The sequence below is a fragment of the Cellulosimicrobium sp. BMG9.22 genome (assembly GCF_059159975.1).
In genome coordinates, this window is sequence record NZ_JBZGBY010000009.1 from 87,799 (window position 1) to 108,756 (window position 20,958).

Sequence of the window (20,958 nt, forward strand, 5' to 3'; positions counted from 1 at the left end):
TCAGGGTCGGTCGGGTTCAGCGCCGCACCGGCGACCACTGGGTCGTCCTCGACTTGGCGCCTGACGCGGTACCCAAGGTGGTTGGGATGGTTCAGCAGCGAGCCGTCACGTCGGGAGCGGGTGCCGCGCTGCGCGCGACGGTCGCAGCGGTGCTGTTGGCGCTGCTGAGCGCGACGGCGCTCGCGCCGCTGCCTGCGGGGGCGGAGGACGTCGCCGGGCCGGATGTCGCGGCCGCGGCCGCGGCCGCCGCGGAACCTGTCGAGGCGGTGCCCTCTGAGGTGTCTGTGCCTGAGCCGCCCGCCCCGGAGGTGGAGCCGGTCGAACCAGCAGCACCCGAACCGCCGGCTCCAGAGCAAGACCCAGCGACGCCGTCGACGCCCGAGCCGGCACCCGCGTCCGAGCCGGAACCTGCCCCGGAACCTGCTGAGGAACCAGCGCCCGAACCGCAGCCCGAGCCTGCCCCGGAGCAGGGCGAGGAACCGGCACCCGAGCCCGCCGGTACGGACGAGGCACCGGCCGACCAGGCGGCAGAGCCCGGTGACCTTCCCGTGCAGCCGTTCGACGTGGTGCCCAGCTCGGTCGTGGACGTGACGATCAACGTCGCGGGCCCCACCGCCGCGGTCGCCGGTGAGGCGTTCACCTACACGGTCACGGTGGGGAACAACGCGCTGCCCGACGCGGACGGGGCCGCGTTCACGGTCGCGATGCCGCTCGGGGCGACCGGGGTCCAGGCCACGTGCGTCGGTGCGGGCGGTGCGGGGTGCCCGGCCGCGCTGTCGGTCAGCAACACCCAGGTCGGCGGGACGGTCGGGCTGCTGCCGCACCAGGGGCTGGTGACGGTGACCATCACCGGCAACTACGCCGCACCGCCAGCGACGCTGCGCTCGTCGGTGACAGCGACGGGGACCGTGACCCAGCCGGCGACCACGACGGACTCCGACCCGTCGTCGAACACGAGCACGGTGAGCACGACGGTGGACAACACCGCGAACATCACGGTCGCCATCGCCCAGTCCTCGACCACCCTGAGTCAGGGCAACCCGAACACCTACACGGTCACGTACACGAACAACGGCCCCGCGCCCGCCAACGGTGGAAAACTGATCGCCAGCCTCCAGTGGAACCCCCCGAGCGTCTACAGCAGCGCGAACATCTCGGTGACGACGTGCACCTCCACCGGTGGTGCGACGTGCATCGCGCCCTCGACCAAGGTCCTGTACTCGACGGGCAACACCTACAACACCCCGGTCTCCGCCTTCCCGGTGGGATCCACGGTGACGGTCACCTTCACCGCCGATCCGCAGATGGACCCCAACGCCTTGTGTGGACGTTCCGGATCTAACTTCATCGCGTTCGCCGGGTTCGCGCCGCCGCCGGGTCTGCTGCCACCGACCAACTCGTCCGGGTCGGTGACCGCTAGCGCACCGGGCACACCCCCGTGCCCCACCACCGACCTCGGGATCACCAAGACCCAGGACAAGAACACGATCGCTCCGGGCTCCCCGACGACGTACACGCTGACGGCGACGAACTACGGGCCGATCGACGCGGACGGCGCCACCCTTCGCGACTCATGGTCGACCTCGGACGAGACGTTCACCACGGCGAACATCAGCGCCGTGACCTGCACCGCCAGTGGCGGGGCGGTGTGCCCCACGATCACCAACACCTCGATTCCCAGGCATACCGCCGTCGACTGGCTGATTCCCACGTTCCCGGTCGGTGGCAGCGTGGAGGTCACCTTCGTCTTCGACGTCGTGCCGTCGGGACGCGCGTGCGTGCAGACTCCGCGCACAAACCTGAGCAACACCGGCAGCATCCTCACTCCCGCGGGGATCGCCGACTCCGGCGCCGCCGGAAGGGAACTCAACAGCCAGACCGCCCCGAGTACGTACACGCCCCTGCCGCAGTGCCCGCCGACGGACGTCGCCACGACGGTGACAACGAACTCGGCCTCCATCTACCCCGGTGAGCCGCTCACGGTCACGGTCACGGTGGAGAACCGGGGCACGGCGGCAGCAGACGACGGCTCCCTCGTGTTCACCCAGAACAGGGGCGGCATCATCAACGTGACGAACTACACGCTGGTCGGCTGTACGGCGTCGGGAGGGGCCGTGTGCCCGCCCGTCCCCGGCGCCACTGAAAAAGCTTACGTCTCGACCTTTATCCGGCCCTTCGGTCCCACCGGCTCGTGGGGGCCGTTGCCAGCGGGAGCGAGCTTGGCGTTGGACTACCGCATCAACATCGTCAGCACCGTCACGGATGGTTGCGGCACCAACACCGCCCCGGCGCTGACCTACAACGCGGAGATCTACCCTCCCGCCACGGTCCTGGACTCGGTCAGCGCGAACAACCGGGCGAGCGCAACGGTGACCTCTCCGTGCGCCGACGTGTCGGTCAACAAGTCGGTCGCCCCGGCCTCGGTGCAGCGTGGAGAGCCGGTGACGTTCACCGCCCGGGTCACCAACGCCACCACCACCTCCCCGGCCACGAACGTCGCGTTCTCCGACCCGTTGCCGGTCGGGTTCATCTACGGCTCGGCGACGTGCACCCCCAGCTCGGCGGCCTCGACGTGCGGGCCGGTGGCCTACGACCCGGCGACCAGGACGGTGTCCTCGACCATCCCGACCCTCGGGATCAGTCCCGGCTTCGTGACGTTCACGATCACCGGGACGGCGAGCCCCGTCCCGGGCACGTTCCAGAACGTCGCCACCGCCGTGTCGACGCCGGGGGCGCCGGGCCGCTTCTGGGACCCGAACCTCACGTCGAACACCAGCTCGGTGTCGCTGACGGTGTTCAACACCGCCTCCCAGGTGCCCGTGACCAAGAACCTGGTCGGTCTGCCGACCGGTGGCGCACCGGCGGACCTGACGTTCACCGGGACCATCACGTGCGACTTCCAGGCGCCCGTGACGTGGTCGGCGACCGTCCCCGCCGGCGGTGCCAGCGCCACCGCCGCGCCCGTGGCGGTCTACGACGGGCAGCTCTGCTCGGTGGCGGAGGACCCGCCGCCGGACCTGCCGGACGGGTTCAACTGGGTCGGGTCGGGGGTCGTGTCCCCGGCGAGCCTGATCGTGGACGGCCCCACGGCCCAGTACCCGGTCACGGTGACGAACCGGCTGACGCCCAACGCCGTGCTGTCGCTCGCCAAGACGGTCGACAAGGCCCAGGCGATGGTCGGTGACGTCGTGACGTTCTCCTACCAGGTGACCAACGGCGGCACCGACCCGGTGAGCGACCCCGTGGTGACCGAGACCGGGTTCACCGGCACCGGGCCGTTCACCGGCCCGGTCTGTCCTGCTGGTGAGCTCGCGCCCGGGGCCAGCGTGAACTGCCCCGCCTCGCCGTACACGATCACGGCGGCCGACGTCGCCGCGGGCCTGGTCACGAACTCCGCCTATGCGACCGCGACCCCGCTGGCCGGGCCCGAGCCACGCACGGAGCCGACGGCGGTGAGCGTGCGGACCGTCGAACCGGCCTCCCTCACGCTGACGAAGACCGTCAACCCGACGTCGCTGGACACCCGCGCAGAGGCCGTGTTCGAGTTCCTCATCACCAACACCGGCGGAGTGCCGCTGACCGGCATCACGATCACCGAGACCGCGTTCACCGGGACCGGACCCATCCCCCAGGTCGTGTGCCCCGCAGCCGGTGAGACCCTCGTACCGGGCGAGTCGACCGAGTGCTTCGCCCCCTACACCCCCACCCAGGAGGACTTCGACGCCGGCCGGGTGAAGAACGTGGCCGTCGCGACGGCGACCGCGCCGGACGGGTTCGACGACCCCGTCTCGCCCGAGGCCATCACGGAGCTGACGCTCGTGCCGGACACCACCGCGACCCTGGACAAGTCGGTCTCCCCGACCGGGCCCGGCGCGGTGCGCGAGGGCCAGGAGCTGACGTTCTCGTTCGTCGTCACGAACGAGGGCACCGTCACGATGCGCGGGTTCAGCATCACCGAGACGGACTTCACGGGCTCAGGTGAGCTGTCGGCCGTGCAGTGCCCGAACGAGGCCGTCGCCCCGACCGAGCAGGTCGTGTGCACCGCGACCTACACGGTCACCGCCGCGGACGTCGAAGCCGGGTCGTTGACCAACACGGCCGTCGCGCACGGCGTCGGGCCGGACGGCGCAGAGATCACCACCGAGCCCGACACCGTCGACGTCACGGTCGAGCCGGACCCGGCGCTCAGCCTGACCAAGACGGTCGACGCGGACGCGACCGCAGCCGGGCAGGTGCTCACCTACACCTTCGAGGTCGTCAACACCGGCAACGTCACCCTGACGAGCCTGACGGTCCTCGACGACCCGTTCACCGGCACGGGCGGCGCTCCGGCGGTCACCTGCGACGCCGGCATCATCGCCCCCGCGCAGACCGTGACCTGCACGGCCGAGTACACCGTCACCGACGCCGACATGCGCACCACCGAGATCACCAACACCGCCGTCGCCCGCGGCACCACCCCCGCCGGCACCGAGATCTCCTCCAACCCCTCCGACGCCGTCGCGGACGTCGACACCGTGGACCCGCCCGCGCTGACCATGACCAAGACCGCGGACGTCACCGAGATCACCGCCGCCGGCCAGGTCGTCACCTACACGTTCACCATCGTCAACACCGGCGGCACCACCCTGACGAACGTGCTCGTCAACGAAGGCCCCTTCACCGGGGTCGGCGGCCCACCGGGGGTGCTGTGCCCCGACGCCCAGGCCGCGTCGCTCGCCGTCGGCGCCACCCTGATCTGCACCAGCCAGTACACCGTCACCCAGGCCGACATCGACTCCGGTGACCTGGTGAACACCGCCACCGCCACCGCCTCGCCCCCGCCCGGCGACACCCCACCGGCCCCGGCGATCGACTCCATCGTCATCCCGGCGACGTTCGCGCCCGAGCTGACGATCGTCAAGGAGGCCGACACCGAGACGTACGCCCTCGGCGACGAGCTGACCTACACCTTCACCATCACGAACACCGGCAACGTCACCCTCGACGACATCGCCGCCGTCGAGGCCGGGTTCACCGGCACCGAACCGGTGGCCGTCACGTGCCCCGACACCGAGCCGCTGGTACCCGGGGACTTCACGACGTGCACGGGCACGTTCACCGTCACCCAGGCCGAGGTCGACGCCGGGGAGATCGTCAACGCCGCGCTCGCCGTGGGCGTCCCGCCGTTCGGCGGACCGACCCAGTCCCTGCTCGACGACGTCACCAGCACCGCCGACCAGGCCCCCGGGATCGAGCTCGTCAAGACGGCCGAACCCGCCACGGTCACGGCCGCCGGACAGCAGGTCGTCTACACCTTCACGATCACCAACACCGGCAACGTGACGCTCACCGCACCGGCCGTCGTGGAAGGCGACTTCACCGGCACCGGACCCGCACCGACCCCCGTCTGCCCGCCCGGCCCCATCGCACCGGCCGAGCAGGTCGAGTGCACCGCGACCTACACGCTCACCCAGGCCGACATCGACACCGGGACCGTCGAGAACACCGCGACCGCCACTGCGACCGACCCCGACGGGGAGACCGGCACCTCGAACCCGAGCACCGCCACCGTCACCGCGCAGGCCGTCGCCGGGCTGACCCTGCTCAAGACCGTCACCCCGGTCGACGACACCACGGTCGCCGGCGACGAGGTCACCTGGTCCTTCCAGGTCACCAACACCGGCGCCCTCACCCTGACCGACGTCGCCGTCGTCGAGCAGGCCTTCACCGGCACCGGACCCCAGCCCGAGCCGACCTGCCCGAGCACGACGCTGGCGCCCGCGCAGGCCATCACCTGCACCGCGCCGTACACGCTGACGCAGGCCGACCTGGACGCCGAGGAGGTCACCAACACCGCGACCGCGACCGGCACCCCACAGACCGGTGACCCCGTCGAGTCCGACCCGTCCACCGCCGTCCTGACCCGCACCCCGACCCCGGCCGTCGCACTGCTCAAGACCGCGGACCCGACCGTCGCCGAGGTCGCCGGCACGGTGGTGACCTACACCTACGCGGTGACCAACACCGGCAACGTGTCGCTGTCCGCCCTGGACATCACCGAGACCGAGTTCACCGGCACCGGCACCGCGCCCGCACCCACCTGCCCCGCCGTGATGCTCCAGCCCGGCGAGTCCGCGGACTGCACCGCGACCTACACGGTCACCGGCAGCGACCTGCCCATGACCGAGGTCGTCAACACCGCCGTCGCGTCCGGCACCTCCGGGCTGCCCGCACCGGCGACCACGCTCGCGTTCGCGCCGTCGGGCCCGACGACGCAGACGCTCACCGCCCAGCCGTCACCGTTCGCCGCGGTGCCGCTGCTGGCCGTCGCCGCCCAGGTACAGACCGTCACCTCCGAGGCCTCCACCGCCGTCGTCACGATGCCCGGCGCCCAGCCCGGACCCGCACCCGCACCCGACCCCGACCCCGACCCCGACCCCGACCCGACCGCCACACCGGGACCCGTCGATCCGGGCGGACCCGACCGCGACACCTGGGGCGGGCCAGCCGACGTCGCGACGACCGGCACCGACGTGGGGCCGCTGCTGTGGCTCGTGGTGGTGCTCGCCCTGGCCGGTGTGCTCGCCGTGGTGGTCTCACGACGGCCGACCGTGCGCCCCAGGCGCTTCGACTGACGATGAGGTGGCCGCTTGCCGTGAACCGGCGGACCGCTAGCCTGATCGTTGAACGCTGCGATCCGAGAACCGGCCGACGTGCCGGCCTCGACGCGACCGGGGCGCGTTCTGCCGCCGGCCAGTACACCCGCCGGATTGCGAGCGACGAGGTCGAGCAGATGGCCGTTCTCCCCAGCCCACGCAAGTTCGTCTCGGCCGTGCTCGCCCTCGCGTTGGCGTTGGCGGGTCTGGTGGTCGCTGCCGTCCCCGTGACCGCCGCGCCGACAGGACAGGGCTGCAACTACTCGACCCTCGCGACCGACGAGGATCTACCGCTGTGCTGGCTGGACATGAGCGCGTACGACGAGTCGCTGGCGGGCAGTGCTGCGGGCCAGGAGATGGTCATGTCCTTCCGCAACAGCGGCTACACCCTGAGCTACACGCTGACGAGAACTGGTCGCCCGTTCGCGCCGTCGCCGCTGCCGGTCGTCACCGACACCTTCCTCGGCGGCCCCTCGTCCATTGCCCGCAGTGTTGCCGGACTGCCGGGTCTGTACCAGGTGGGTGAAGCCGTCGACCAGGCGGCCACGAGCACCATCACCATGTCGAACATCGTCATGCGCGACGCCAACGGATCCCCGGTGACCCGGTACTCCCTCGTCGCGGCCGACGCGGAGACCACCACGACCGGCGAGAGCAACACGTGGACGTCGGACAAGCCGATGCGTACGCAGATGCTGCCGCGCAACGCATGCTCGGACTTCCAGGGCGTAGGCACCACGACGGTCACGTGCTCGGGCAGCGACGCGGACGTTCGCTACGGCGCCCCGGGACTTGCCGCGGACAGCCCGTCCTTCATGCAGGTGTCGATCCAGAACGGCGAGACGGGTCGCCAAGGCGTGGCGTTCGGGGTGGTGGTGGCGAAGGTCCGCATCAACAAGTACGTCCAGGACCGGGTCGACCCGGCGGACGACTTCGCGATCACGATCGCTACCAAGGGCGGGCTGGTGCTCGGGTCGGCGACCACCGGTCCAACTGCACGGGCAACGACCGTGGTGGAGTTCATCGGCGCGACTCCTACCGACGCGTTCGTCGACGCGTCCGAGACGACCATCTCGGGCGACTCAGGCGGCTACTCGGCGTGGTTTATATGCCACAAGCGGAGCTCTCCGGAACCGCCACCACCACCCACGGGACCCCCGGGGGCCATGAAGCAGAACGTGTCCACCAATCTCCTACGGGTGAGCACGTGCGACTTCTACAACGCGCCTCGCCCCATCAATCTGACGCTCACCAAGGCCGACCAGCCGACAGACCTGGACGGCGACGGCCTGATCGGCCCCGGGGACACCATCTCGTACACGTTCACGGCCACGAACACCGGGACCCAGCCCCTGACCGACGTGACCGTGCTCGACCCGCTGCTGGCCGACCAGGTCACCTGCCCACCGGCGACCCTCGAACCGCAGGACCTCGTGACGTGCACCTCGGACGTCCCGCACGTCATCGCCGTCGAGGACATCGTCCCCGGACCGCTGACCGGCAAGGTCGTCAACACCGCCTACGCGACCGCCAACGTGCCCGACACCGGGGGTGTCGAGGTGTCGAACACCGCCAGCACCTCGACGTCGGCAGAGGTGGCTCAGCCGGAGCTGTCGTTGGCCAAGACCGTGTCACCACTGACCGCCTCCGCGGCGGGGGACGTGGTCACGTACACCTACGAGGTGTCCAACACCGGCAACGTCGACGTCACCGAACTGGGCATCGAGGAGGCAGAGTTCAGCGGCACGGGCACGTTGCCCGCCGCCGAGTGCGACCGCAGCGTCGTGTCGCCGCAGAGTGTCGCGACGTGCACCACCACCTACGAGCTCACCCAGGCCGACGTCGATGCGGGCGCCGTGACGAACGAGGCGACGGCGACCGGGTCGAGCTCGGCCGGCCCGGTGCAGTCGCCGCCGTCGGGCGCGGAACTCACGGTGGACCGTCAGCCGGGGATCGACCTGGTCAAGTCGGTCGCCCCGAACGACCCCGCCTCGTTCACCGTCGGGCAGCAGCTGACCTACTCGTTCGTCGTGACGAACACGGGGAACACCACGCTGTCCGACGTCGCGGTCGCCGAGACCTCGTTCTCCGGCGCGGGCCCGCTGTCGGCCATCAACTGCACGCCGGGTGTTGCCAGCCTCGCGCCAGCGGACCAGGTCGTGTGCACCGCCACCTACACGGTGGCGCAGGCCGACGTCGACGAAGGGACGCTCACCAACGAGGCTCTGGCGACCGGCACCCCGCCGGCCGGAGCGGACGTCTCGGCGCCGTCGGGCACCAGTGTGGCCGGTGAGCCTGACCCCGCGCTGATCGTCACGAAGACCGCCGACCCGCAGGCGGTGAGCGCGGCAGGGCAGGTCATCGAGTACACCGCCAAGGTCACCAACACCGGCAACGTCTCGCTGTCCGGGTCCGCGCAGGAGGCCGCCTTCACCGGCACGGGCACACCCCCCGTGCTCACCTGCCCCGCGCCGGCGCCGTCGCTGGTGCCCGGTGAGTCGGTGGAGTGCACCGGCTCCTACACCGTGACCGAGGCGGACATGGCCGCCGCGACGATCGAGAACACCGCGACCGCGACGGGCGTGACCACCGGTGGAGTACCGGCGCCGCCCGCGGATCCGTCCACCGCGACGGTGCAGGTCGACCCGGTCGAGTCCCTGACCCTGGTCAAGACCGCATCCCCGGACCAGGTCAGCGCAGCAGGTCAGAGCGTGACCTACTCGTTCGCGGTGACGAACACCGGCACCGTTCCGGTCACGGCAGTGTCCGTGGCGGAAGCCGACTTCACCGGCACGGGCACACCGCCGGTCATCGCGTGCCCGGGCGCGGCAGCATCCTTGGCTCCATCGGAGACCGTGACGTGCACCGCCACCTACGTCGTGACGCAGGCGGACATCGACGCCGGCCAGGTCACGAACACGGCGGTCGCCTCGGGCCAGACGACCTCCGCCGGTCTGATCTCCTCCGACCCGGACACCGCCGTCGTCACAGCTGTCGAGAACCCGAACCTGACCATGACCAAGACCGCGTCCGGGCCGTTCGTCAGTGTCGCGGGGAGCGTCGTCGACTTCGAGTTCATGGTGACGAACACCGGCAACCGCACCCTGACCGATGTGGGCATCGTCGAGGACGTGTTCACCGGCGCCCCGGCCGCTCTCGTGCCGACCTGCCCGCCGCAGGCCGCCTCGATGGCGCCGGGAGACACCGTCACCTGCACCGCGTCGTACCCGATCACCCAGGCCGACGTGAACTCCGGCGGCCTCTGGAACCGGGCCTTCGCCCGTGGCACCAGCCCCACCGGCGCACCGACGGACTCGGCGCCGTCGACCAAGATCGTCCAGCTCGCCTCCTCCCCCGCGCTCACCTTGATCAAGTCGGCCGAGCCGACCGCGGTGGCCGCCGCGGGTGAACAGATCACCTACTCGTTCGAGGTCACGAACACTGGGAACGTCACGGTCTCGGACGTCGCCGTCGTGGAGGACTCGTTCACCGGCACGGGGACGGCCCCCGTGGTGACCTGCCCGCCCGAGGCCGCATCACTGGCCCCGGCGGCAAGAGTCACGTGCACCGCGACGTACGTCGCGACACAGGCCGACATCGACGCGGGAGGCGTGCAGAACACCGCAACCGCGCAAGGCAGCCCACCGGAGGACCGCACCCCCTTGGGTACCTCGCCGCTGGGCGAGCCGTTCGAGGCTGTGGCCGCGCTGGCGGCGGCCCCGGTGCTCAGCGAACCGGCCGAGGCGGTCGTGACGGCCATCGTCGCGCCCGAGCTGTCCGTGGTGAAGAGCGCCGACGCGGCGACCTACACCGCGGGCCAGCCGATCACCTTCGACTTCCAGGTCACCAACACCGGGAACGCCACCATGACCGACATCGGCATCGACGAGGTCACGTTCACCGGAACCGGCACCACCCCAGCTCCGGTCTGCCCGGCCGGAGAGCTGGCCCCCGGCGCATCACTGACGTGCACCGCGAGCTACACCGCGACCGGCGCCGATGTCGGGGCAACGCACGTGGACAACGTGGCCGCCGCGACCGGGACCGCCGCGGGGGTCACCGGTGAGCCGGTGGAGTCCGAGGTGTCCTCGGTGGTGCTCGCAGCCGAACAGGCGACCAGCGGCGCCGCGCTGAGCCTGACCAAGACGGTCGACCCGGACCGCGTCAGCGCCCTCACCGAAGGCACGGTGCTGACCTACCGGTTCGTGGTCGCCAACACCGGCAGCGTCCCGGTCACCGGTGTGGGTGTCAGCGAGACGTCGTTCAGCGGCTCTGGGCCCACACCGGTCGTCCAGTGCCCGGCAGGGTCCAGCGAGCTCGCACCCGGGACCAGCGTCGTGTGCACCGCGACCTACGTGGTGACCGAGCAGGACGCCGACGAACGGACGCTGACCAACACCGCGGTCGTGAGCGGCGTCGGACCCGACGGAGCGGACGTCACGTCCGACCCGTCGACCGCCGCGCTGTCTGCGACGGGCGCCGCTGCGACAGACCTCTCCGCCACCGGCTACGACCCGCGAGGGCTGCTCGGACTGGCGCTGATCCTGACTGCTCTCGGTGCGGCCGCGATCTGGACCCGAACGCGGCGACCGCAGCTCGCCTGACCTTCACCGGCCACAGCGGCCACCGCCGCCCCGCACCGAGCAAGGCCCGGCCATCACGCATCGATCGTGTGGCCCATGAGGTCCAGGCTCAGCCCTGGTCGGGAAACACCTGCGCCCAGTCGTCCTGGACGCTCACGACGGTGAAGGGTGTGTCGGCGGCTTGGGCAAGGGCCTGCTGTGCGCCTGTGTCGTAGGGCTGGTCCCCGCGCCCGGTGTCGTCGTCGTGATGGATGAGGAGGGCGAGCGATCTGGGACTGCCGGTGGTGTACGTCAGCATGGGGATGTCTCCGTCCGCGTTGCCGGCCGCGAGGACGGGTCGCCGTCCCAGGCGGGACCAGATGCGCGCGGGCTTCTGCGGCCCGTCGTCGAGGAAGTCCAGCGCCTCGGTGTATCGCAGGTCGTTCGTCTCGGTGTCGTAGGTCAACCCGACGGCGGAGCCGATGACGCGCTCGGGCGGGATCCCGTAGAACTCGACGCTGTTGGACCGCATGAAGTCGCGGTCGCCACCGGAGACGATGTAGCAGGTGAAGTCGTGCTCCTCGAGGTGACGGAGCAGCTCGATCATGGGTTGGAAGACCGTGAGCCGGTAGGGCCGGTCCAGGGTGGGGTGCTGGGCGGTGCGGTAGAACTGGGTGGCCGCGTGGTGGTACTCCTGGACGCTCACGGCGGATGTGGTGGCGAGAAGGGCAGCGACGATGGCTCGGACGTCGGTGTCGTCGCCGTGCTGGTGCCGCTCGAGTGCGCTCGCGAACCAGCCCATGTCTCTTGAGGATGCGGCCTGGTACGGCTGGTGCCCCAGCAGCGTCGGGTCCGCTGCGGCGGCGGCGCGCCATCGTTCGACGACGAAGTGCAGCTGGGTGGGTGCGGGCTTCTCGGGCCACAGCGTCCCGTCGTTGTCGAAGACGGCGACGCGCTCGGCTGCTGGCAGCGCGTCACGACCGTTGCACACGTCGTCGACGAAGGTCAGGATGGCCGTGCGCGTCGGACCGTCGGTCCATGACGGCAGCGGTCGTGGGGCGGCGGTGGCGCCGCTCTCGGGGTCGCTCATGTGTCGGTCGGTTCGGCGTCTTCGAGCGTCCACTGCTTGTGCATCACCTCGGGTTTGACGCCGTAGAAGCGGAACATCAGCTCGAAGCCGCTCGAGCCTGCGGGGCTGATCGAGTTAGCTGTCGGCCCGTCGCTCTGGTCGCGGCCGAGGTAGACGACGACGGATCCGTCGTCGTCGACCTCCAGGCCGGGGGTCTGGGACGAGACGGAGTACTTCGTGGCGTCGCGGACGAAGGTGTGGTCCTCGGCGTCGTACATCGTGACGGACCAGAACTGGGAGACGGGTACCCCGGCCGGCACGCGGAGCCGGTACGTCCGCGCCGAGTCGAAGAGGTCGCCGTTCGCGTCCCTCAGGCATACGAGGTAGAACTGGCCGACGCCGATCCTTTTGAGCCCGATGAACGCCATCTGATAGATCACGGCGCGGTCGGTGTACGGGTAGACCTGGTCGTCGGCGTAGTTGGTGCTCTGCGCCGCGGCGAAGTCGCTCCCGGCCGGGAAGAACCACTGCCGGCCTTCGACGAACGGTGGCTTGTGCTCGTAGAGCTCACGCAGCCAGTCGTGGGCATCTTGGACAGCGTCCTCCAGGACTGCCACGTGCTGGGCATCCGGGTCGAAGGGCTCGCCCCGGCGGATGCCGATCCCCGCCAGCATCTCCGCGAAGGCACGGTCCCGCGGCAACCACGGCTCGTCCTGGACGACCTGGTGCAGCGCCTGCCAGAACCGGACGTCGTACGGGATCCGCGTGTCGACGACCTCGCCCTGCAGGTCACGACGGGAGGTCTCCGGCGGGTCGTCCGCCTCGGCCAGCGGGTAGACCTTGATCTGCCGGCAGTACTCGAGCCCGGCGTCCAGGGCCTCCTGGGTGCCTTCGGGAAGCACCGAGCGCAGCAGCGCGTAGACACGCCGGGTGTCGGACCTCAGGACGACGTAGCCCTCGGGGACCACGCCGTCGTAGCCCGGCGGCAGGATCAGATACCTCGCGCCGGCACCCGCGTCCGCCCCGAACTTCCCGACGTCCTCGAGCGGGACCTGCCAGATGTTGCACACGTTCCCGTTGAGGGCGTTGTCGCCGCTGCTGGGCGGGATGTCCAGGACGAGGGGTCCGTCGCGGCCCGGGTCCAGGAACGCCATGTAGTAGATCAGGTCGGGGTTGGGGGTGAGCGTCTGGTTGTCCGAGTCGAGCAGTCCCGACCAGTAGACGAACTCGATATCGCCCGCCGGCGCCAGCCGGGCCCGCATCAGCTCGTAGTTCACCGCCGCCATGCCCCAGACAGCGCACTCCACCGCCCTCCGGCGGACGCCTCGGTCGACCGACCCGGTACCTGCATGCTGCACGACAGCTCCTCCCACGGGCGACCGGTGCCGCCCACGCGCTCGGTCAGGACTCGATGGGCTCCACGTCACCCGGACGCCACGCGCCGTCGAACGCCGACTCCTGCGGCCCGTACACCCGGAAGTACGCGAACCATCCGCGCCCCGGCACGGTCTGCACCCACGCGGTCTCGTCGGCGGGCGGCTGCGGGCCGAAGACCAGCTCGACCTCGTCGCCGTCGAGCCGCTGCGCGAGCTCGAACAACGACCGCAGGGCCGCACGGCCCTGCGCCGCGTCGATCTGGCTGCGTGACTTCGCGTCGTACACCGTGAGCGACCAGAACAACGACGCGGGCACCGGGAGCGGTACCCGCAGGCGGTACGTGCGCCCCCCGTCGAGGTAGGCGCCGTCGGCGTCGCGGGCCACGAACCAGTACACCGAACCCGCCCCGGCCTGACGCCGGAACATCGCGGGAGAGGTCGCGATGGCCTGGTAGAACCACGTCTGCCGGGCGTCCACGTCGACGTGTCCCCCGGTCTCGAACGCAGCGTTCTCCGGGCGCAGCGTGACCCACTCCCACTCGCGGTCCTCCCAGACCACCCGGTCCGGCCGGCGGTCGGCGAACGACTGCACGCGCATCTGCGCGTCCGCCTCCCTCGCAGCCGCCGTCAGGATGCCCCTGAGCCTGTCGTCGGGGTCGAACGGCTCACCGGCCCGGATCCCGAGGACCGCAAGCTCGCCGACGTAGGCGCGGTCCTCGGGATGCACAGGCTCGGTCCGCAGGTACTCGTGCAGCACACGCCAGTACTCGAGGGTCCCCTGCACCTCGTTCGGCGTCGTGTCCTGCGGTGTCCCGGTCAGGTCAACCCACGTGGGTTCCCGCCAACCGCCGTCGTCCTCTACCGGGCGCACACGCACCGAGCGCAGCAGCTCCAACGCAGCCGCGACGTCGCCGCCCTGGGGGATGGCGCGCAACCCGACCACCACCCGGCTACCCAGGGCGCGATCGACGTGCGCACCCTCGGGGACCGGACCGTCGTACCCCGGCGGGAGCAGCACGTGCTCTCCCCCGTGGCCCGCATCCGGCCCGGGAATCCCGACATCCGCGATCCAACTCTGGTCGACGTTCATCGCAGCGCCCAGAATCGGCCCGGGCGGAATCTCCACGACCATCGGACCCGCCGACAGGTCGAGGAGCACCGGCGCATAGGGCGTGTCGGAGTTCAGCGTGAGACCGACCTGCCCAGGCCGCGTGTCCATGGTCCCGAACACCTCGTTCGCCACCACGCCGACCTTCTCGTTGCCCGCGAAGATCGCGACGCCCGACACTGCAGGGAAGAAATGCTTGTAGCAGACCACGGCTCGCGCGAAATCGCTGCGGTCGTAGGCCTCCTGCACCGTCCGCTCGTCCGGGAAGCCCTGGTCGAACCGGTAGTCGGTCGTGCGGTCCATCCGTGCCTCCAAGGGCTTCCGGGCATGACGCAGCCGACGCTACGACAGCTCCCACCGGGGCGCGACCGCAATCAACCCACCTTCGTGTGGGGCCGCCGCATCGCGTGCAACCACCGGGGCACGGGCTGCGCGCGGTCGCGGTACGTTGTCAGATGCCGGTCTCCCGGGCACAAGACCGCGACGTCGCGGTCAACGTCGCGCACCCGGGCCCGACGATCACGAGCGCGAAGGCGACCAGCAGGAGCTGGGACGCGTCGAGGCCCGTCTGCGCCATGTCGGGACCTCGGTCGCCGGGAGGCACGGCGCCACCACCGGTCCCGGCGGAGCGCTCGACGCCGACCGCAGCGTCCGCCCTGACCAGCGGCGCGCCGTCGGCCGCCGCGGTCGCGACGTTGACGGGGAAGTCCGGTGCGTCGGCGCCACGCGGGTCCGCACGACCAAGGACGTGCTCTCGCCGGGCGGGAGGGTCGCCACCGCGCAGTCCACCCGTGCCGTGCCGGCCCCCGTGGTCGAGGCGGTGCAGCGCTCGTCGGCGCCGACCAGCTCGAGGCCGGGAGGGAGCGTGTCGGTGACCGCGACGTCCTCCAGCGTCGACGGACCCTGGTTGACGAGAGCGAGGGTCCACGCGACCTCGTCGCCCACGCCCGCCGTGGCGACCGAGGCCGCCTTGGTAAGCCCGAGCACGGAGCTGCGGACGAACCGCACCGAGGCGGAGTCGGCGTTGTTCTCGAGCACGGGGTCCGTCACGGAGCTCTCGGCCCGCACGGTGTTGGTCACCACCGTGCCCTCCGGGATCGACGGGTCGCTCGTCACGGGGATCGTCAGAGTCAGGTACTCGCCCGGGAGGAGCTCGGGGATCTGGCAGGCGTAACTCACGCCCGTCACGGGGCACGCCGGTGCGCCCTTGGCGCCGGCCTGGAGGCCGCCGCCGAGTCCCCCGGCCGGACCCCCGTCGGTGAACTGGAGGTCACGCGCGGCCGACGGACCGGCGTTCGAGACGACGAACGTGTACTCGAGCGTCGACCCTGCGACCGCCTCCACGGCGGAGGCGGTCTTGGTGATCGACACGTCCGCCACCGCGACGACCTGCGTCGTCACGGTCCCGAGGTCCTGCGGCGTCGGGTCCGGCTGGTACCCACGCGAGACACGCGTCCCGCACTGTCTCGAAGGCAGGGCCGGCCGGTTCCTGCTCGTCGGACGGTGCACTGAGCTCTGCGACCTTGGCGACGAGGGCTCTGCGTGCCAGGGTTTCATTGCGGGCGAGCGTCTTTGCGCGGCGGCGAGCACCCGATGCGTCGGCGTAGTAGGCCTCGGCGCGGACTCGGCCGTCCCCGTGGGGGTAGAAGCGGATGCGGCCGAGTTCGCCCGGGCGTAGTGCCTCCCGGGCATCACGCGGCCTTGGCGGCGGTCCGTATCGCCTGGGCCTCGACCCAGGCGTCGAGGTCGGCGATGTCGTACCGCACGGTGCGCCCGATACGGAGACAGGCTGGCCCGTCGTCGGTCGTCCGCCACGTCTCCAAGGTGTGCGGGCGGTAGCCGAGGTAGCGGGCCGCCTCGACGGTCGTCAGGTACCGCGGCGCGATGGCTGGGGCAGGGGTCTGGATGCGTGTCGCCGTCATGCACGCCCTATGCGGGCAGGCAACTTCCAGCATCCTCCTACGTGCTCCGCCGGGCCACATCGCCGGTGAAAGTAGCCCGAAAGTGATGCCTTGGAGGATCGAAGCTGGGGTATGCAAGAAGCCCCCGACTGCGTCTCCGCAGGTCAGGGGCCTCTGGTGGAGCCGCCTGTCGGAATCGAACCGACGACCTATTCATTACGAGTGAATCGCTCTACCGACTGAGCTAAGGCGGCGTGCTGCATCCTGGTCCGCTCCGCGAACCCGGGGGCAACGAGCGCCTACTGTACCCAACGACCGGGGCAGATTCCAAAGCGGCCGCCAGGACCGCCGTCGGGCACCCTCCGGGTCAGCAGCGCAGGCCGTCCTCGGGCACCGTCCCGTCGACGAGGTAGGCGTCCACCGCGTCGCCCACGCACGCGTTGGAGCGGCCGTACGCGGTGTGGCCCTCGCCCTCCCAGGTGAGCAGGACGGCGGAGTCGAGCGTCTCGGCGAGGCCCTCGGCCCACACGTACGGCGTCGCGGGGTCGTTGGTCGTCCCGACGACGACGATCGGCGGCGCGCCCTCGGCGTGCAGGTCGGCCTGCTGCTCGACGACGGGGTACGCCCAGCCCTCGCACGAGAGGCCGCCGAAGGCGAAGAACGAGCCCATGGTCGGCGCCTCCTCCTGGAGACGCTCGAGCTGGGCCTGCATCGCGGCGGGGTCGTCGTCCTGGCGCGCGTCGAGGCAGTTGACGGCCCGGAAGGCCTCGGAGGAGTTGGTCGCGAAGGTCCCGTCCGGGTTGCGGTCGTTGTAGAAGTCCGCGAGGTACAGGAGCAGCGTGCCGGTCCCCTCCTCGAACGCCTCGGTGAGGGCCTGGGTGAGCACCGGCCAGCTCGCGTCGTTGTACAGCGTCACCGCGACGCCGTAGAAGCCGAGGGTCTGGGTGACGCGCCGGTCGGAGTCCGTCGGCAGCGGGTCGTCCTTCGCGGCGTCGAGCAGCTGGCGGATCTGGCGCATCCCGTCGTCCGCGTCGCCGCCCAGCGGGCAGTCCGGGCCGGCCTGGCAGTCCTCGACGTAGGCGCGCAGGGCGCTCTCAAATCCGACGGCCTGCTGCTCGGCGACCTCGTCGGCGTCGAGCGTCGGGTCCAGCGCGCCGTCGAGCACGAGGCGACCCACCTTGTCCGGAAACAGCCCCGCGTACGTGGCTCCGAGGCTCGTGCCGTAGGAGTACCCGAGGTACGCGAGCTTCTCGTCGCCGAGGACGGCCCGCAACATGTCCATGTCGCGGGCGGCACTCTGCGTGTCGACCTGGCCGAGCAGGTCGCCGGTGTTCTGGGCGCACGCGTCTGCCCACGCGCGGCGGTCCCCGGCGAGCGCCTCGAGCCCGGCCTCGTCGGTGCCGTAGTCGCTCGAGAGCGCCTCGTCCTTCGCGGCGTCGTCGAGGCACACCACGGGCGTGGACTGCCCGACGCCGCGCGGGTCGAACCCGACGAGGTCGTAGGCGCCCGTGACGCGCTCCCCCACCGTCGGTGCGAGCGACCCGACGAAGTCGACGCCGGACGCCCCCGGGCCACCCGGGTTCGTGAGCAGGGACCCGATCCGTTCACCGCTGGCCGGCAGGCGCTTGAGCGCGAGCTCGATCTCGCCCGCCCCCGGGTCGCCCCACGAGAGGGGGGCACGCGCCGTCGTGCACTCCCACCCGGCGTCGCAGTCCTCCCACGCGAGGCTCTGCTGGTAGAAGTCCTCGAAACCCTCGGGTCCCGTCTCGCCGGTGCCCTGGGCCGTCGCCGCGACGTCGTCGGCCGGGGTCTGCATCTTGGGGGGCGCAGAGCACGCCCCCACGACGAGGGCGAGCACGAGGGACACGGCGCACGCGAGCGCGCCGCGACGGGAGGAGATCGTCACCCGGACACGGTAGCCGCTCGCCTCCGGCGCTCAGGACGGTCCGGGATCCGGGGACCGTCCTTTCACGCGCTCTTCACCTGGCGGGCTGCGGCGGGCGCGCCGGCGGCGCGGCTACTCCTCGACCCACGCCGCCTCGCCCGTGACGCCGTCGGCGGCAGCGGGAACGACGACGGTCCCCTGGTCCCCGAGGACGACGCTCACCTCGCCGACCCGGTCGGCCTCGTCCGGCACCCCGACAACAGACGTGGCCGGCACGAGGTCCATCGTGCAGACGGCGTCGGCTGGGACCTCGACGAACGTCACGACGACGTCGCTCCCCTCGACCGACGCGTCTGCCTCGGCGAGCACGGGGCACGTGCTCGACCCGTACGTGACGACGTACAGCAGGCCGGGCTCCGCGGTCCACGCGGCACCCGTGCCTCCCTCCATCTGCCCGTCGACGCCCTCGGGGAGCCCCATCCCGTGCGCTCCGGCCTCGAGGGCCATGGTCGCGGCGTCCGGATGCCCTTCCTCGCCGGCGTCGGTCGGCTCCTCCGACGCGTCGTCGCTGGGCTCGGCGGAGTCCTCGGTCGCGGTCGGGTCGTCCCCGCCCCCGTCGGTCTCGGACGCGCACGCCCCGAGCAGCGTCACCGCGAGGGCGAGGGCGAGGATCGGGGCCACGCGGGCCGAGCGTGCTGCGGGACGGCGGGTGGGAACCATGGGGATCTCCTCGATCGGCGACGGCTGCGCGACCATGGTGGACCCTGTGCGGCGCCACCGCGCGACGGGGCTCCTGATCGTGACCAGACGGTGACCGTGGTGGGAACGAGCGGGACGAGACGAACGGCACCTTCGCCCGGTTCACCCGGCTTTCACCGGGCGCGACGGCAGCATCGTCGCTAGGTTCGGCGTGTTGGTGCGCGGCAGCCGGCCGTGCACGTGTACGGGGATCCGTCGAGAAAGGGCGCGACCGTGGACTTCTGGGACTTCTTCTGGCTCCTCGTGTGGAGCTTCTTCTTCATCGCCTACCTGCTCGTCCTGTTCCAGATCGTGGCTGACCTGTTCCGGGACAGGGACCTCTCGGGCTGGTGGAAGGCGGTCTGGATCATCTTCCTCATCTTCCTGCCGGTCCTCACCGCGCTCGTGTACCTCATCGCGCGTGGTCGTGGCATGGCGGAACGGCAGACCGCTGCCGTCGTCCAGGCCAAGCAGGACACCGACTCCTACATCCGCCAGGTCGCCGGTGCCTCTCCGGCCGAGCAGATCACGCACGCCAAGGCGCTGCTCGACTCCGGGGCGATCACGCCCGAGGAGTTCGCGCAGCTCAAGGCGAAGGCGCTCGCCTGACCATCGGAGCATGACCGGCCGGGTGCACCACGTGCGGGTGCGCCCGGCCCGTCCCACGATCGAGGCATGACCCGTTTCGGCTACACCCTCATGACCGAGCAGTCCGGCCCGCGAGCGCTCGTCGAGCACGCGGTCCACGCGGAGCGCGTCGGCTTCGACTTCGAGGTGACGAGCGACCACTACTTCCCGTGGCTCGACGCCCAGGGCCACTCGTCCTACGCGTGGTCCGTGCTGGGCGCGGTCGCGCAGGCGACCGAGCGCGTCGGCCTCATGACCTACGTGACGTGCCCCCTGATCCGCTACCACCCGGCCGTGGTGGCCCAGAAGGCGGCGACCGTCGCGCTCCTCTCCGACGACCGGTTCACCCTCGGTCTGGGTGCCGGGGAGAACCTCAACGAGCACGTCGTGGGCGAGCGCTGGCCGGCCGTCGGCGAGCGGCACGACATGCTCGAGGAGGCCGTGGAGATCATCCGTTCCCTGCTCGACGGCGAGCGGCTCACCTTCGAGGGCGTGCACTACCGGGTCGACTCGGCGAAGGTCTGGGACCTGCCCGACGAGACGGTCGAGATCGGCATCGCCGTCTCCGGGCCGCAGTCGGTCGAGCGGTTCGCGCCGCTCGCCGACCACCTGGTGACCACGGAGCCCGCCGCGGACGTCGTGGAGCGGTGGTCCGCGGCGCGCGAGCGGGCCGACCTCGCCCCGTCGCGGGTCGTCGGGCAGATGCCGATCTGCTGGGACCGGGACGCGGAGACCGCGGTGGCGCGCGCGCACGAGCAGTTCCGCTGGTTCGGCGGCGGCTGGAAGGTCAACGCCGACCTGCCGACCACCGAGGCCTTCGAGGCCGCGAGCCAGTTCGTGCGGCCCGACGACGTCGCGCAGTCCATCCCGTGCGGTCCCGACCTCGACGCGATCGTCGAGGCGGCGTCCGCGTGGTGGGAGGCGGGGTTCACGGACCTGGCCCTCGTCCAGGTGGGCGAGGTCGGCCAGCGGGAGTTCCTCGAGCAGGCGGCGGGACCGCTGCTGGAGAAGCTGCGGGACGCCGCTCCGACGACCTGACCGCCACGCCGCGGCC

The 20,958-nt window shown here is 71.2% G+C and carries 11 protein-coding genes and 1 tRNA gene; 4 read left to right on the top strand and 8 right to left on the bottom strand.

Going from position 1 to position 20,958, the window contains the following annotated elements; all coding sequences use genetic code 11:
* Nucleotides 1–86 precede the first annotated feature (86 nt).
* Together AC4H2H_RS08865 and AC4H2H_RS08870 are read left to right on the top strand one after the other, a co-directional pair.
* Nucleotides 87–6,617: a DUF7507 domain-containing protein gene (locus tag AC4H2H_RS08865; RefSeq protein WP_494370436.1), complete on the top strand. Its 6,531-nt coding sequence runs from the start codon at nucleotides 87–89 to the stop codon at nucleotides 6,615–6,617.
* 158 nt (nucleotides 6,618–6,775) lie between these two features.
* Nucleotides 6,776–11,242, top strand: coding sequence for a DUF7507 domain-containing protein (locus tag AC4H2H_RS08870; RefSeq protein ID WP_494370437.1), 4,467 nt, complete (start codon nucleotides 6,776–6,778; stop codon nucleotides 11,240–11,242).
* Nucleotides 11,243–11,330: 88 nt separating this feature from the next.
* On the opposite strand, the gene AC4H2H_RS08875 is transcribed toward AC4H2H_RS08870, so the two are convergent.
* The 8 genes from AC4H2H_RS08875 to AC4H2H_RS08910 all read right to left on the bottom strand — a co-directional run bounded on the left by AC4H2H_RS08875 (nucleotide 11,331) and on the right by AC4H2H_RS08910 (nucleotide 19,295).
* Entirely contained in the window at nucleotides 11,331–12,290 is a 960-nt protein-coding gene (locus tag AC4H2H_RS08875) for an HAD family hydrolase (protein ID WP_494370438.1), read from the bottom strand.
* On the bottom strand, nucleotides 12,287–13,576 hold the full coding sequence (locus AC4H2H_RS08880) for a DUF1254 domain-containing protein (RefSeq protein WP_494370439.1): 1,290 nt from the start codon (nucleotides 13,574–13,576) through the stop codon (nucleotides 12,287–12,289). Before AC4H2H_RS08880 ends, AC4H2H_RS08875 begins: the two co-directional genes overlap by 4 nt.
* Nucleotides 13,577–13,670: 94 nt before the next feature.
* Nucleotides 13,671–15,056 carry a DUF1254 domain-containing protein gene (locus AC4H2H_RS08885; protein WP_494370440.1) on the bottom strand — a complete coding sequence of 462 codons (1,386 nt, stop codon included), beginning with the start codon at nucleotides 15,054–15,056 and terminating at the stop codon, nucleotides 13,671–13,673.
* 216 nt (nucleotides 15,057–15,272) lie between these two features.
* A complete protein-coding gene (locus tag AC4H2H_RS08890; protein ID WP_494370441.1) occupies nucleotides 15,273–16,154 on the bottom strand; it encodes a DUF11 domain-containing protein in 882 nt (293 codons plus the stop codon).
* 290 nt (nucleotides 16,155–16,444) lie between these two features.
* Nucleotides 16,445–16,675 (bottom strand): helix-turn-helix transcriptional regulator, encoded by a 231-nt coding sequence (locus tag AC4H2H_RS08895; protein WP_494370442.1) that lies wholly within the window; start codon nucleotides 16,673–16,675, stop codon nucleotides 16,445–16,447.
* A gap of 157 nt (nucleotides 16,676–16,832) precedes the next feature.
* Nucleotides 16,833–16,908, bottom strand: a tRNA-Thr gene (locus AC4H2H_RS08900).
* A gap of 113 nt (nucleotides 16,909–17,021) precedes the next feature.
* Complete coding sequence (locus tag AC4H2H_RS08905; RefSeq protein ID WP_494370443.1) at nucleotides 17,022–18,560, bottom strand: alpha/beta hydrolase; 1,539 nt, start codon at nucleotides 18,558–18,560, stop codon at nucleotides 17,022–17,024.
* Nucleotides 18,561–18,671: 111 nt separating this feature from the next.
* Nucleotides 18,672–19,295 carry a hypothetical protein gene (locus AC4H2H_RS08910; RefSeq protein ID WP_494370444.1) on the bottom strand — a complete coding sequence of 208 codons (624 nt, stop codon included), beginning with the start codon at nucleotides 19,293–19,295 and terminating at the stop codon, nucleotides 18,672–18,674.
* Nucleotides 19,296–19,511: 216 nt separating this feature from the next.
* Between AC4H2H_RS08910 and AC4H2H_RS08915 the strand changes: the two genes are divergently transcribed.
* Together AC4H2H_RS08915 and AC4H2H_RS08920 are read left to right on the top strand one after the other, a co-directional pair.
* Complete coding sequence (locus tag AC4H2H_RS08915) at nucleotides 19,512–19,886, top strand: SHOCT domain-containing protein (protein ID WP_494370445.1); 375 nt, start codon at nucleotides 19,512–19,514, stop codon at nucleotides 19,884–19,886.
* Nucleotides 19,887–19,952: 66 nt separating this feature from the next.
* Nucleotides 19,953–20,942, top strand: a complete 990-nt coding sequence (locus AC4H2H_RS08920; protein WP_494370446.1) for a TIGR03557 family F420-dependent LLM class oxidoreductase — start codon at nucleotides 19,953–19,955, stop codon at nucleotides 20,940–20,942.
* Nucleotides 20,943–20,958: the final 16 nt, after the last annotated feature.